The 14,228-nt window shown below is 70.9% G+C and carries 10 protein-coding genes; 5 read left to right on the top strand and 5 right to left on the bottom strand.

Translation table 11 applies throughout. From position 1 onward, the window contains the following. Positions 1–4: 4 nt before the first annotated feature. The gene (locus tag ACYVD1_RS05015) at positions 5–1,531 is read right to left on the bottom strand and encodes an ABC transporter substrate-binding protein (RefSeq protein ID WP_460768392.1); all 1,527 of its coding nucleotides are present in this window, start codon (positions 1,529–1,531) and stop codon (positions 5–7) included. Positions 1,532–1,765: 234 nt separating this feature from the next. Between ACYVD1_RS05015 and ACYVD1_RS05010 the strand changes: the two genes are divergently transcribed. The 3 genes from ACYVD1_RS05010 to ACYVD1_RS05000 are packed head-to-tail and all read left to right on the top strand — an operon-like array spanning position 1,766 to position 5,831. Then, positions 1,766–2,410, top strand: coding sequence for a TetR/AcrR family transcriptional regulator (locus tag ACYVD1_RS05010; protein ID WP_460768390.1), 645 nt, complete (start codon positions 1,766–1,768; stop codon positions 2,408–2,410). Then, positions 2,407–4,641 (top strand): glycoside hydrolase family 3 C-terminal domain-containing protein, encoded by a 2,235-nt coding sequence (locus ACYVD1_RS05005; protein WP_460768386.1) that lies wholly within the window; start codon positions 2,407–2,409, stop codon positions 4,639–4,641. Before ACYVD1_RS05010 ends, ACYVD1_RS05005 begins: the two co-directional genes overlap by 4 nt. 14 nt (positions 4,642–4,655) lie before the next feature. Continuing rightward, a complete protein-coding gene (locus ACYVD1_RS05000) occupies positions 4,656–5,831 on the top strand; it encodes a glycoside hydrolase family 1 protein (RefSeq protein WP_460768383.1) in 1,176 nt (391 codons plus the stop codon). Between the two features lie 591 nt (positions 5,832–6,422). Here ACYVD1_RS05000 and ACYVD1_RS04995 read toward each other — a convergent pair. Beyond that, on the bottom strand, positions 6,423–7,856 hold the full coding sequence (locus tag ACYVD1_RS04995) for an HNH endonuclease signature motif containing protein (RefSeq protein ID WP_460768380.1): 1,434 nt from the start codon (positions 7,854–7,856) through the stop codon (positions 6,423–6,425). A 386-nt stretch (positions 7,857–8,242) separates the two neighbouring features. On the opposite strand from ACYVD1_RS04995, the gene ACYVD1_RS04990 reads away from it, so the two are divergent. Further along, positions 8,243–8,386 carry a hypothetical protein gene (locus ACYVD1_RS04990; protein ID WP_460768378.1) on the top strand — a complete coding sequence of 48 codons (144 nt, stop codon included), beginning with the start codon at positions 8,243–8,245 and terminating at the stop codon, positions 8,384–8,386. A 454-nt stretch (positions 8,387–8,840) separates the two neighbouring features. Here ACYVD1_RS04990 and ACYVD1_RS04985 read toward each other — a convergent pair whose 3' ends face one another. Further along, positions 8,841–9,587 (bottom strand): TetR/AcrR family transcriptional regulator, encoded by a 747-nt coding sequence (locus ACYVD1_RS04985; RefSeq protein WP_460768376.1) that lies wholly within the window; start codon positions 9,585–9,587, stop codon positions 8,841–8,843. Between the two features lie 111 nt (positions 9,588–9,698). Between ACYVD1_RS04985 and ACYVD1_RS04980 the strand changes: the two genes are divergently transcribed. Further along, positions 9,699–10,958, top strand: coding sequence for an FAD-dependent monooxygenase (locus ACYVD1_RS04980; RefSeq protein WP_460768373.1), 1,260 nt, complete (start codon positions 9,699–9,701; stop codon positions 10,956–10,958). On the opposite strand, the gene ACYVD1_RS04975 is transcribed toward ACYVD1_RS04980, so the two are convergent. Then, a complete protein-coding gene (locus ACYVD1_RS04975) occupies positions 10,897–13,494 on the bottom strand; it encodes an ABC transporter permease (RefSeq protein ID WP_460768370.1) in 2,598 nt (865 codons plus the stop codon). The two genes, ACYVD1_RS04980 and ACYVD1_RS04975, sit on opposite strands and share 62 nt — an antisense overlap. Beyond that, entirely contained in the window at positions 13,491–14,195 is a 705-nt protein-coding gene (locus tag ACYVD1_RS04970) for an ABC transporter ATP-binding protein (protein ID WP_460768367.1), read from the bottom strand. Before ACYVD1_RS04970 ends, ACYVD1_RS04975 begins: the two co-directional genes overlap by 4 nt. Positions 14,196–14,228 lie beyond the last annotated feature (33 nt).

Genomic DNA, 14,228 nt, shown 5'->3' with positions numbered 1-14,228 from the left:
TCCGCTACTCGGCCGGCTCGTAGTTGTACACGGAGGGGACGGCCATGCCCGACTGGGTCTCCACGTCGACGGTGCCGTCGGTGACGTGCAGGAACGTCATCCGGTAGAAGGGCACGAACCAGCCCTCTTCCACGAGGTGCCGGTTGAGCGCCTGGGCCTCCTCGACGGCCTCGCCCTCGGGGGCGGTCCGGAGGGTCTGGGTCAGCTCCTCGATGGTCTCGTCCGTGGCGCCGAAGAAGTTGAAGGTGCCGGGGAGCACGAGTTCGGCGGTAGTGACCCAGTCCTCGGCGGGCTGGGCGTTGTTCATGACCATGCCCGGGTAGGCCTGCTCGGTGAAGATGCTGTTGAGGGCATCGCCTTCGTCGAGGTTGTCCCAGGTCAGGTTGATGCCGATCTCGTCAAGGTCGCTCTGGAGGCTGGTCGCCATCGGGTCGGTGACGATCTCGCTCATGCGCGGCAGGGTGAGCTCGAAGCCGTCGGCGTACCCGGCCTCGTCGAGCAGTTCGCGGGCGCGCTCGGGGTCGTGGTCGTAGTAGGTGTCCAGCTCGGGGTCGTAGGCGTCGGTCTCGGTGCCGAAGACCTGGTTGGTGGCCTCCCCCTGGCCGTCGCGGAGCTGTTCGAGCATGGTCCCGCGGTCGACGGCGTGGTTGATGGCCTGGCGGACCTCGGGCTCGGCGAGTTCCGGGGTGATGTGCCCGTCCCGGTCGAACAGGATGATGCCCTGGTAGTCGATGTCCTGAGGTTGGGTGACGATCTCCGGGTCCGGTTCCACGACCGCCTGCTGGTCGACGTCCTGGAGGATGGCCGCGTTGATCTGCCCGGTGCGGACGCCGTTGACGATCGCGTTCTCGTTGTCGAAAAGGTTGATGGCGATCTCTTCGTAGGGCAGGTCCTCGCCCCAGTACTCCTCGGCTCGGGTGTACACCCAGGTGGTGCCGACGGCCGTGCGCTCGGAGTCCAGCTCGTAGGGCCCGGTGCCGTCCGGGGCGGTGGTGAGGGAGTCGCCGTCGAAGGCGGCGGGGTTGGCCATGAACCCCGCCGCGTCGCTGAGGTAGAAGACCATCGCCGGGTTGGGCTCGTCCAAGTGCAGGACAGCGGTGGTGTCGTCGACGGCCGCGACCTCGGTGAGGTGCTCCAGGACGTGTGCCTGGCCGCCGCCCGCGTCACGGAAGCGTTCCAGGTTGGCCTTGACCGCCTCGGCGTCGAAGGGTGTGCCGTCGTCGAAGGTGACGTCGTCGCGCAGGGTCAGGGTGAGTTCGGTGCGGGACTCGTCGTAGTCCCACTCCGTGGCCAGCATCGGCGCGTACGTTCCGTCGGCCTCGCGCTTGATCAGCGTGTCGTAGACGGGCTGGAAGTAGGGGATCGCGCTGCCCATCGCCTCGGCCGGATCCAGGCTCTGGGGGACCGTCATGGTCCCGATGGTCAGTGACGAGGCGTCCCCTCCACCGTCGGCCCCGGAACAACCGGTCAGCATGAGCGCAAGCGCGCCAGCGGCGGCCACACCTGCGTTGACTCGGGATTTCGTGTGCATGTCCCACTCCGGTGAGCAAGGCCCGGAAGGCTGTCCGGGGATCGGATACTGTGTCTGGCAGCACAAACTAACCACATGGTAAGTTTTGTGCCGGTCACCGTACAACACGGGGATCGGGTCCCGGAAGAGCGGGATGGCGGGCGCCGGAACCGTAATCTCGGAGCCAACACGGCCAGCACGGCCGTTGGGAGACCCGCGGCACGAACGCATAACAACCCGCTAGGAGACGGCCCCGTGACGGACAGAGAGCGCGCCCGGCAGCGCCTGAATCAAGGACCCCGCCTGACCAAGGGGGAGCGCACCCGGCAGCGCATCATCGACTCCGCCACGGAGCTGTTCTCCCGGTCCGGCTACCGGGCGGTGTCCCTGCGCGACATCGCGGCGCACGCCGGGATCACCCACGCGGGGGTGCTCCACCACTTCCCCAACAAGGAGGCCACCCTCATACACGTCCTCAGCAGGCGTGACGAGGTCGACGCCCCCCTGGTCCTCGACGAAGGGCTCACCCACCGCGAACTCATCGACAACATCGTGCAGATCGTCGAGCGCAACACGGGCACGCCCGGCTTGGTGTCGCTCTACGTCAACCTGGCAGCCGAGGCCACCGAGCCCTCGCACCCCGCGCACGAGTACTTCTTCGGCCGCTACCAGATCCTGCGCTCGCTCCTCGTCCCGGCCTTCGCCGAACTGCTCGACGGCCGCCCCTACCCCACCCCCGAGACCGCCGCGCAGCAGTTCCTGGCGCTCCAGGACGGGCTCCAGATCCAGTGGCTCCTCGACCCCGGTGCCGTCGACATGCGTGCCGCGGTCGTGTCCTTCCTCCGCGGTCTCGGCATCGCCGAACCGGATGACCCCTCCTCCCCAGAAAGGCCCAGATGAGTACCGAACCCCGCCTCGACCCGGCCGCCAAGGCCTCCGTCACCTCCGGCTCCGACACCTGGCACAGCACCGGGGTGGACGGCGTTCTGCGCGCCCTCCACCTGGCCGACGGGCCGCACGGGATCCGCCAACAGCCCGAGGAGGGCGACCACCTCGGCATCGGCGGCAGCGTTCCGGCCACCTGCTTCCCGCCCGCCGTCGGGCTGGGCGCCACCTGGAACCCGGAGCTCGTCCGCCGGGTCGGCGGAGCCCTCGGCGCCGAAGCCAGCGCCATGGGTGTGGACGTCGTGCTCGGCCCCGGCATGAACATCAAGCGCTCGCCGCTGTGCGGCCGCAACTTCGAGTACGTCTCCGAGGACCCCCACACCACCGCGCGGATCGCCGCCGCGCTGGTGGAGGGCATCCAGGCCGAGGGGGTCGGCGCGTGCGTGAAGCACTTCGCCGCCAACAACCAGGAGACCGACCGCATGCGGGTCAGCTCCGACGTCGACGACCGCACGCTGCGCGAGGTCTACCTGCCCGCGTTCGAGGAGGTCATCCGCACCACCGCACCCGCCATGGTGATGTGCTCGTACAACCGCGTCAACGGGGTGTACGCCAGCCAGGACCCGTGGCTGCTGACCGAGCTGCTCCGCGGTGAGTGGGGGTACGAAGGCGCGGTGGTCTCCGACTGGGGCGCCGTCGTGGACCGGGTCGAGGCCGTGCGCGCCGGGCTGGACCTGGAGATGCCGCCCAGCGGCACCGACCACGTGGTCACGGCGGCCGTGGAGAAGGGCGAGTTGGACGAGTCCGTACTGGACACGGTCGTGGAGCGGCTGAGCAGGCTGCAGGACCGGGTGTCCGCGGACACCACCCGCAGGCTGGAGCACGACGCGCACGACGAACTGGCACGCGAGGCCGCCCGTGAGGCGCTGGTCCTGCTGAAGAACGACGGGGGCGCGCTGCCGCTGCCGCAGGGCGGCTCCGTGGCCGTGATCGGGGAGTTCGCCCGCACCCCGCGCTACCAGGGCGGCGGTTCCTCCCGCGTGGTGCCGACCCGGGTGACCAGCGCACTGGACGCGTTCGGCACCGCGCTACCCGAAGGGGTCCGGTTCGCCCCCGGGTTCACCCTGGACGGGGTCGCCGACCCGGCGCTGGTGCGCGAGGCCGTGACCGACGCCCGCGAGGCCGACACCGCGGTGCTCTTCCTGGGGTTGCCCGACGCCGCCGAGTCCGAGGGCTACGACCGCACCCACATCGACCTGCCCGCCGACCAGCTGGAACTGCTGGCCCGGGTGCGCGAGGTGAGCGACCGGGTCGTGGTCGTGCTGTCCAACGGCGGTGTGGTGTCGGTGTCCGACTGGCAGGACCGGGCAGACGCCGTCCTGGAGGGCTGGCTGCTGGGCCAGGCCGGGGGCGGGGCGGTGGTCGACGTCCTGACGGGCGCGGCCTCCCCCTCCGGGCGGTTGACCGAGACCATCCCGCTGAAGCTCAGCGACCACGGTTCGTACCTGAACTTCCCGGGCGGGTACGGGCACGTGCGGTACGGCGAGGGCGTGTTCGTCGGCTACCGCCACTTCGACACCTTGGACCGGCCGGTCGCCTACCCGTTCGGGCACGGGCTGACCTACAGCACGTTCGCGTACGGGGACCTGTCCGTGGCGTCCTCCGGCAAGAACGAGTGGACCGTGTCGTTCACCGTCACCAACACCGGTGGGCGCACCGCGGCCGAGGTCGCCCAGCTGTACACCGGTGTGGAGCAGGACTACCCCACGCGGCCGCGCCGAGAACTGCGCGGGTTCGAGAAGGTCAGCCTGGAGCCGGGGCGGAGCGCCCGGGTCGAACTGCCCCTGACCGGGCACGACCTGTCCACCTGGGACCCGCAGTACCGGCGCTGGTCGCTGGCCGCCGGCACGTACACCGTCGCGGTGGGCGCCTCCTCCCGGGACACGCGCCTCGTCGGCGAGGTCACCACCGAAGGAGACCGGTTCGTCCCGCCGCTGACCAAGCGCTCCACCGTCGGCGACTGGCGCGGGCACCCCGTCGGCGGCCCGGTCATGGCCGAGCTGCGCCAGGGGATGCCCGAGCTCGAAAGCGTCCCCGAGGACATGCTCCGCATGGCGGACTCCCTGCCGCTGGTCACCCTGCGGACCTTCGGCTTGGGGATCGACGAGAACATGATCGACCTCCTCGTGGAGGACGTGGAAGCCCGGCGGCTGGCCGCGATCGAGCGCGGCGAAATCACCGGCTGAGAGAGGACCAGACGATGACGGCACTTCCCGAGGGCTTCCTGTGGGGCGCGGCCACCGCACCGCACCAGGTCGAGGGCAACAACACGAACAGCAGCATCTGGGCGCTGGAGAACACGGAGGGGTCGATCCTGCCCGAGCGCAGCGGCGACGCCTGCGACAGCTACCACCGGTGGCGCGAGGACCTGGACATCGTCCGGGACCTGGGGCTGAACTCGTACCGTTTCGGGGTCGAGTGGGCGCGGATCGAGCCCGCCCGGGGCCACTTCTCCAACGCGGCGCTGGCGCACTACCGGCGCATGGTGGAGGGCTGCTTGGAGCGCGGGATCACCCCCATGGTCACCCTGCACCACTTCACCTCCCCCCAGTGGTTCTCCGAGGCGGGCGGCTGGACCGGCGACGACGGGATCGAGCTGTTCCGCCGCTACGTGTGCCAGGTCAAGCGGATCCTGGACGGGGTGCCGTGGGTGTGCACGATCAACGAGCCGAACATGGTCGCGATGATGGCCAGCATGTTCCGCCAGGGCGAGCGCAAGGAGGCCGTGGCCGGTGCTATGCCGCCGCCGGACCAGGAGACCTCCGAGGCGCTGATGGCCGCGCACCGCGCGGCCAGCGGGGAACTGTCGGACCTGTCCGGTCTGGCCACCGGATGGACCGTCGCCAACCAGAACTTCCAGGCGGTGGACGGGGCCGAGGCCCTCGCCGAGGAGTGGGCCCACACCCGCGAGGACCAGTTCCTGGACGCCGCGAAGGAGGACGGCTTCGTCGGGGTGCAGGCCTATACCCGGGTCGTGATCGGCCCCGAGGGTCCGAGGGAGCCGGAGCCGGGCACGCGCCGCACCATCACCGGCTGGGAGTTCTACCCGCAGGCTCTGGAGGGCGCGATTCGGCACACCGCCGAACGCACCGGCGGGGTCCCGGTCGTGGTGACCGAGAACGGCATCGCGACCTCCTCCGACGACGAGCGGATCGAGTACACCACCGGCGCCCTGGCCGGACTGGGCCGCGCGATCGCCGACGGGGTGGACGTGCGCGGCTACCTGCACTGGTCGCTGCTGGACAATTACGAGTGGGGCAGGTGGGATCCCACGTTCGGCCTGGTCGAGGTGGACCGGGAGACCTTCGAGCGCACCGTCAAACCCAGCGGCCGCTGGTACGGCGACCTCGCCCGCAAGGGTGAGCTGCCCGGCTAGGCCGTAGGGCCCCTTAGGGACCTGGACCCCGTAGTCGGCGCCCGAACAACCAGGCCTCGCCCCATCCGGAGCCCTACTTCTGGGGGCGGGGGGTGTGGCGGAGGGTTGTGGCGGAGGGTCCCTTCTGTGATGGGGTGGCCGCTCCAGGGGGTGCCCCTGTTGGCTGGGGTGTCCTCCTTTCCCGCCGCCCGATTGTGGCCGTCTCCGCTGCGCGCCTCAAGGTCGTCGCCGTCGAGCGCTTCGCGCGTCAACGGCGCTCCACCTTGACCCGCTCCGCTACGACGGCGGGTTGGCGGCTATCGGGAAAGGGGGACGCGTGGTCGAGGTCCGAACGGGACCAACACGGCCTTCGGCCGGGTAACCCCGGTCGGCCTGGCGGCCGATGCCTGCCACTGCGCCGGAGCGTTGACGGGTCGGGTGTCGCGGCCGGTCACTGTGGGCAGCGGACCCCGAACAGCGCGGCCTGCGGCCGGGTGGGCCACTGCGCCGGAGCGTTGACGGGTCGGGTGTCGCGGCCGGTCACGGTGGGCAGCGCGAAACACCGGGGCGGGTTGGGTTGAGGTGGGTGTGTGGTGAACCCCCCAGTTGGAGTCAAAAACGAGGGTGACCGTGACTCCAAGAAGGGGGTTGGGCTGGCTCCGGGTCCCCGTCCGAGTCCTCCCCCTTGTTGCTGCGGTTGCGGTTGCGGTGGGAGGGACGACCCTGCCAGGTCGAGGCCTCCGGGTTGGTCTCCCGGCGATACTTCAACCGGTTATGGTCCGAGCACAGCGGCTGAATATTGTCCGCGCTGGTGGACCCACCGGCCGAGAAGCTGATCTTGTGGTCGGCCTCCGACCCGCTGGCCGGGAAGTTGCACCCCTGGGGCCAAGCGCAGGTGGAGTGACCGAACAGCCCCGCATCCCGCAGAGCACCCGTCGCATCGCGCTGGGTACGGCCCACGTCCAACACCCGGTCACCCTTAGGGGAGGTGACCATCCGGCGCAGCACACTGTTGGGGGCCAGGGCACGGATCGCGGCCATGGAGACCACCTGCCCATCCTGGGTCACCGCCGGACCCGCACCCTCGGTCTGGTTCTGGAGGCCGAGGAAGGTGGGCAGGGGCACCATGATGTTGATCATCGCCACCGCAGCACGCTTGCGACCCTTGCGCCCCTTCCCCTGGCCGTCCCCGCCCCGGGCACCGTCGGCACCCTCAGCGCTCTCACCGTCCCCGGTGGGGTGGGAGGCGGACCGGACCAGGTTCATGAACGCGTCATACATCCGCTCCGAAGCCGACACGTGCAGCCTCTCGGGGGCATAGGCCACCTCGTGGGCCTTGAGCACACACCTAAGCTCCTCGGCGTGCTCACCCGGGCCCCAGGCCTCGAACAGGTGAGTGCCATCAAAGGTGCGCACCAGGCGTGCACCACGGGCGTCGAAGGCGGCCTGGTACTGCTCCTCCACCACCGCCGGGTTGTACTGGGCCAGCAGCTCCCTACCCAGCCGGGCGATGTCGGAGGCCGACATCGACGGCTCCCTGGCCTTGGAAGCCAAAATCCCGGCCTCCACCATCCGCCGGAAGAGGCCAGCATCCGGGCAGTCCTTAGTGTTGCGCGCCCCCACCGCCTTATCAGCGGCCTTGCACACCGCCACCGCCTCCCCGATCGACAACAACCCAGAGTCCAAGCCCTGGCGGGTCGCGGGCAACTCCTGGGCGAACAACCGCCGCGCCAGCTGGGCGCGCCCGTTGGCCTCAACGGGGGCCATCCCCACCGAGTGGATCAGCCAGTTCTGCACCGACCTCTGCCCACCCGCCTCCAACAGGGTCCCGGCCGCCTCCAGCTGCGCCAGACGCAGCAGCATCGCCAGCTGGGCCCGGTCGAAGTCCTCGAACACCTGAGAAATCACATCCAGGACCTCACCGGCCGCACCCGCCGGGGGCACCTCCGCCATCTCCGAAGCGATCTTCTCCCGGGCGGTGCGCATGGCGGAAACGGCGGGCTTATTGCCCGCCGCATTCCCGCACTGCCCGAAAGAAGAAGTCATACCCTAAGGATACCAAGAAAGGCCCAGAAAGGACCTACCCCGGGGGTGACACAACACTTACCAGGACACCCCAATCCGCCTTTCCCATTCCCCGGAAAGAAGCCTTCCAGAAAAGGGAGCAAACCTCCCCTGGCCGCATTCTTGGACAAAGCGGTCATATGCGCACCCGAATGGGAATGATCTTGCTCCTGTCGCCATTCTCGACGGCCGAGGGTGGAGACAGGAGCAAGATCATCGGGGTTTTCGCCGCGCACAGTGACCAGCCGCGACACCGCCAGGCGTCAACGCTCCGGCGCAGTGGACCACCCGGCCGCCAGGCCCCGCCGTCGGGGTACGCCGCCCACCATGACCAGCCGTGACACCCGACCCGTCAACGCTCCGGCGGCGTGGCAGGCATCGGCCGCCAGGCCGAGGAGTTCAGTTTTTCGGGCGAAGCCCGAAATGGCATGGACCTCGACTACCCGTCCCCCTTTCCCGATAGCCGCCAACCCGCCGTCGCAGCGGAGCGCGTCAAGGTGGAGCGCCGTTGACGCGCGAAGCGCCCGACGGCGACGACCTTGACGCGCGCAGCGGAGACGGCCACAATCACGCGGCGGGAAAGGAGGACACCCCCAACCCGCAAGGCAACCCCACGCCAAAGGACACCACCGACCCTTATTAACTTCGAAGACACGTTAAGTTCGAAGGCCCGATAAAGGTGACTGCGGGAGAACTACGGATGAGCACTGACCGGGGCTCTCCGCTTTTGTCTGAGTCGGCTAGCGTGGACCCCGCCGTCTATCGCCCGCCCCACTCAATCCGCCCCCACTCCATCCGCCCCACACCCATGCCCTCCCCAAGCCCTGCCCGACCCACCCAGCAAGCCGCCGCGTGCCCCCGCCAGAGAAGTTGCAGAGTGCGTTCGTGGCGCTGGCCGCGGTGCTCGGGCTGGTCTCCGTTTGGCGTGGCTGCCGGTCCAGCGGTTCGTCCGGACCAACGGCCTGCCTAGCGGCCCGAATCCTGGCCGATGCGGTGTTCGAGGCCGTCCAGGATGCACTCCAGGCCGAACTCCAGTGCTGAGTCGCGCCCCTCACCGCCGGAGAAGGCGGCGGCGGTCTCGGGGTACCGCTCGCCGTGCTGGGCCAGGACCGGCGCCATGGCCCTCAGGATCGCCTCTTCCGCACCTTCCCCTTCCTGCGGGCCCCGTGGGCCGGGCTCGGTGGGCAGGGCCTGCTGCGCGATCCCCCGCACGTGCCCGGCGACGAGCGCCACGGCGTCCAGCCGTTCCGAGCCGCCGAGTCCGGACCCGGACAGCGCCCTCAGCGCCGTTTCCGTCCAAGCCAGCTCGTTGGGGCCCATCACCCGTGCCCCGACCGCGGTCCGCAGCAGCCAGGGGTGCTCGCTCAGGACCGGCCACAGGGCCGTCCCCCAGGTCCGCAGGCGCTCCCGCCAGCCGAGTTCAGGGCCGCCGACCCCAGGGGCGGGCCCGTGCGCGGCATCGGTCATGAGGGCGAGGAGTTCGTCGCGGCGCGACACGTACCGGTACAGCGACATCTTCGTGTAACCGAGTTCCGAGGACACCCGCTGCATGGACACCGCCTCGATCCCCTCGGCGTCGGCGAGGGCGACGGCGGCGCCGACGATGCGGTCCTGGGACAGCTTGGGGCGCGGGCCCCGACTCGGCACGCGGGGCGGGCCCCACAGCATTGCTGCGGTGCGTTCGTGCCGGTCCGCCTCTGCGCGCTCAGCCATCCGCCGCCCCTCCGTCACCGCTCAGACCCACCCTTGTCAAAACCGTGTCTACCAGATACTAATTGTGTCCATCAGAAACAGTATCTACCAGACACAGATGAAGGTGCCACCATGCCGAACATCGAGGGGACCCGGGTCCTGGTCTCGGGGGCGAGCATCGCCGGGGCCGCCACCGCCCACTGGCTCACCAGGTACGGATGCGCCGTCACCGTTGTGGAGCGCTCTCCCGCCGTGCGCCCCGGCGGCCAGAACGTGGACTTCAAGGGGTGCCGACAGCTCGACGTCCTCGACCGCATGGGGGTCCTCGAACGGCTGCGCGCCGTGGAGACCGGCGGTTCCGATGTCGTCTTCGTGACCGGCAAGGGCCGTCCCGTCGCCACCCTGCCCGGTGAGTTCACCGGAGGTGACCTGGAGGTCGGCCGCGGCGAGCTGGCCGAGATCCTCCACGCTTCGGTGGGGACCGGCTGCGAGTACCTGTTCGACGACTCCGTTACGGCGCTGCGGGACGGCGACGACGGCGTGCGAGTCGCCTTCGAGCGCGCGGAGGAGCGAACCTTCGACCTCGTGGTCGGGGCCGACGGCATCCACTCGAACGTGCGCCGCCTGGCCTTCGGGCCCGAGGAGGAGCACGTGCGCTTCCTCGGCTACCACTACGCGCTCGCCGACCTCCCGCACCTGCCCGCCCTCCCCGGAACGCCCTCCGCCACCGGTCCCGGGCTGATGTACAACGAACCCGGACGCATGGTCTCCGCCGGCGGCGACGCACCCGCCTTCTTCGTGTTCGCCTCCGAGCGGCCCCGCGACCGGCACGCGGACCCGGACGCACAGAAACGGTTCCTGGCCGAGTCCTACGCGGGAGCGGGCTGGGAGGTCCCCCGGCTGCTCGCGGACCTGCCCGGCTCAGAGGACCTCCACCTGGACACGCTCTCCCGCGTCGAGCTGGACTCCTTCACCCGGGGCCGCGTGGCGCTGGTCGGAGACGCCGGTTACGGCAACACGCTGGGCGGGTTCGGCAGCGGCCTTTCCGTCGTCGGCGCCTACGTACTGGCCGGTGAGCTTCTCGCCGCCGACGGGGACCACCGCGCCGCCTACCGCGCCTACGACCGCATCATGCACGGCTACGCCCGGGTCGCCCGGAAGGGCAACGCCGGGCGCTTCCTCGCGCCGCGCACCCGCTCGGGCATCCGCGCGCGCAACGCCCTGTTCCGGTTCCGTCCGCTGCGCGACGCGCTCATGCGGTCCACTGACGACTTCGCCGACGCCGTCGAGCTCCGTGACTACCCGGCCCTCCTGGTGGGTGGCACCTCAGTCAGGCCGACACGGAGCGCAGAACGCCCCGGGCCGCGGTGCGGGCGCCCCACACCGCGATGAGCAGGCCGAAGGCACCGAGCAGCGACAGCACCGCCCAGGGGAACGCCCAGAGGGCCGCTTCCACGTCGCCGCCGGCCATGGCCAGCGCCATCCACGCGGTCGCGGCCACGCCCAACAGCCACGCCGGCACCACGGTCAGCACCATCTCCCAGCCGACCACGCCGTTGATCTGCGCGGGAGTCATGCTCAGCCGGCGCATCGACCCCAGCTCCGACCTGCGGTCCGAGGCCGACAGGGCGAGCGCGTTGACCGCGGCCACCACCAGGAACACGCCGACCAGCACGGTGGCGACGGTGCCGAGGTTGTCGATCGCCCCCTCGCGTTCGGCGACGTAGGTCTGGCGGAACCCGGTCCGGTCCTCCACGGCGACCGTTCCGGCCGTCGAGACCTCGCTCTCCAAGGCCCCGCGGTCGATACCGTCCGCCGTTCCCCCACCGTTGCCCGACACGAGGACGAAGTCGTGCCATCCGCTGCCGCTGCCGTTCCCCAGCGCGGTCTCCGCGATGACCAGGCCGTTCTGGCCTCCTTGGTCGCGTTCGAAGACGGCCGCGACCTCGACCTCGGTGATGTGGGAGGCCCCGGAGGCCCGGACCTCCGCGCCGTCGCCGACGTCCAGGCCGCGCAGGTCGGCGTAGGCGGCCCCGAGCGCCACCCCGTCGCCGCTGTCGACCCGGGTCAGGTCACCCCGGACACCGCCGAGGTCCAGCACCTGGCTTGCGGCCCCGCTGACCACCGTCCCCCGGGTCGCGTCACCGGGGTCGGCGGGTCCTTCGGAACCCGCGGGTTGGGCGTGCACCCACGTGTCCCGCAGCCCGGCCGTGACGTCCACTCCGCTGACCTCGGACACCCGCTCCCGCGCCTCCTCGGACAGCCCGGTGTGGGCCTCGCGGACGATCGGGGTCTTCAGGACGTACTCGGCGTCGAAGCGGTCCGCAGTCTCGTCCGCGTTGTTGAGCGCGAAGAGCGGCAGGCCGCTCAGCGCCCAGCCGGAGATGGCGACGCCCACCGCGAGCGGGGCGGCCACCCCGGCGTAGCGGCGGTGGTGGAAGCGGACGTTGGCCGCGGCGAGGTAGCCCCCGACCCCCGACACGGCCGCCACGGGGCGGCGGAGCAGGACGGACACGGCGCGGATGATCCAGGACCCCAGTAGCCCGATGCCGACCATCACCAGTCCGCTGGCGATCATTCCGTAACTGCTGTACAGGGCCGTCGGCAGCTGGCCGACCATGCCCAGCGCTTGGAGGACACCGGCCGCGGCCAGCAGGAGGACACCGCACGCCACCCGCGGCCACACCCGGGAGCGGCGGGCGGCACGCTCGGCCTCCCCGCCCAGTGCCTCGCCCGGACGGATGCGCAGCGCGGACCGCGCGGACAGCCACGCGGCGGCCTGGGCCACCACGATGAGGAGCGCCGCCGAGGTGAGCAGCGGCGCGGCGCCGAAGCCGACCGTCAGGACGGAGCTGACCACACCCAGCTCACGGAACGCGCCCACCAGGACCCAGCCGAGGAGCACCCCCAGCACGCTCCCCAACACCACCGCGACCAGCGAGATCAGCAGTGTCTCGGCTTGGCAGAGGAGCCGTGTCTGGCCGGGGGTGGCCCCGATCGCGCGCAGCAGGGCGAACTGCCCGGCCCTGCGGCGCACGGACGTGACGAGCGCGCCGCCGATCACGGCGACGGCCATGAACGCCACGATCCACACCAGCAGCGTGAGCGCCCCCGCCGTGGCGCTGTGGTCCGGCCAGGTCCCCTCCAGCTCTCCCCGGTCGGCCCCGGACGCGACCTGGAAGGATTCGGTGTCTCCGGGCGTGGGGGCGTCTCCGGCCAGCCCTTCGGCCACGTGCTCGTGCGCCAGGGCGGCGGTCTCGTCCGCGTCGGTACCGGGGTCGAGGAAGAGGCCGGCGCCGTCGGAGCGGCCCCCGCTCCGGTCCGCCAGGCGCTCAGCCTCGCCGGGGTGGAAGAAGACGGCGTGCTGGTGTTCCAGCTCCCCGCCCCCGTCGGCGCCTGCCGCTTCGCCCCCGCCGGGGCTCGCCAGGCCGACGAGCTCGTAGGTCCGGGCGGTGCCCGCGACCTCGACCGCGACCTCGGATCCGACCTCGGCGTCGACGGCCTCGGCCAGCGCACCGTCCACCACGATCTCGTGGTCGGCCGCGGGCGGCGACCCCTCGTCGACCGTCATCGGGGTGAGGGGCGCGCTTGACCACGAGTGCCCCAGCTGTGGGATCTCCTCCTGGTCCACCGCGGGCGCCCCGTCAGTGTCCAGGGCCAGGGCGGTGAAGGAGAGTTCGGGGACCGCCTCGGCGACCCCGGGCAGCCGTTCCAAACCGTCGACCAGCTCCTCGGTGAGCAGGCCGTCCTCTCCGGCCACCACCACCTCGGCGCCGGCGAAGCGTTCCACCGGGGCGCGTGTCTGGGCGACCGACTCCTGGAGGACCATGAAGGCGGTCAGCAGCACCGCACCCGCGGTGGTCATCACCAGCGCACCGATCAGGGTTCCGGGCTGCCGCCACAGGATGCGCCACGCGATACCGGTCACCGGGCACCTCCCTGGGAGGTCATCCGCTCGGCCACCTTCTGGGAGGTGGGGTCCTCCATCGTGTCGGCCAGCCGCCCGTCCACGAGGAACAGGACCCGGTCGGCGTAGCCCGCCGCCAAGGGGTCGTGGGTGACCAGCACCAGGGTCTGGCCGAACCCGTCCACCGCCTCCCTGAGGAGGGTCATCACCTGGCGGCTCGACTCGCTGTCCAGTGCACCGGTCGGCTCGTCACCGCAGAGCAGACTGGGCCGGTTGACCAGGGCCCGGCAGAGGGCAACCCGCTGCTGTTGGCCGCCGGAGAGCTCGTCGGGCCGGTGGGAGAGGCGGTCGGCGATCCCCGCGCGTCCGGTGATCTCCTCCAGCCAGTCTCCGTCGACCCCGCGTCCGGCGAGCCGCAGCGGCAGGGTGATGTTCTCCCGCGCGGTCAGGGCGGGTATCAGGTTGAACTCCTGGAACACGAACCCCACCCGTTCGCGGCGGACGACCGCGAGCTCCCGTTCCGGGAGGTCGTCCAACCTGGTGTCCCCCAGGTGGACCGTCCCCGCGCTCGGCTGCACCAGACCCGCGGCGCACTTGAGCATCGTGGTCTTCCCGGAGCCGGAGGGCCCCATGACGGCCGTGAAGGTGCCCGGCTCGAACGTCCAGCTCACATCGCTGAGCGCCGGGACGGCCACCTCGCCCTCTCCGTACGTCCGGCTCACACCAGACAGGGTCGCTGAGCGCATCAGGGCCTC

Source organism: Nocardiopsis nanhaiensis (genome assembly GCF_054778635.1).
This window is presented reverse-complemented; position numbering and strand designations above follow the sequence as displayed.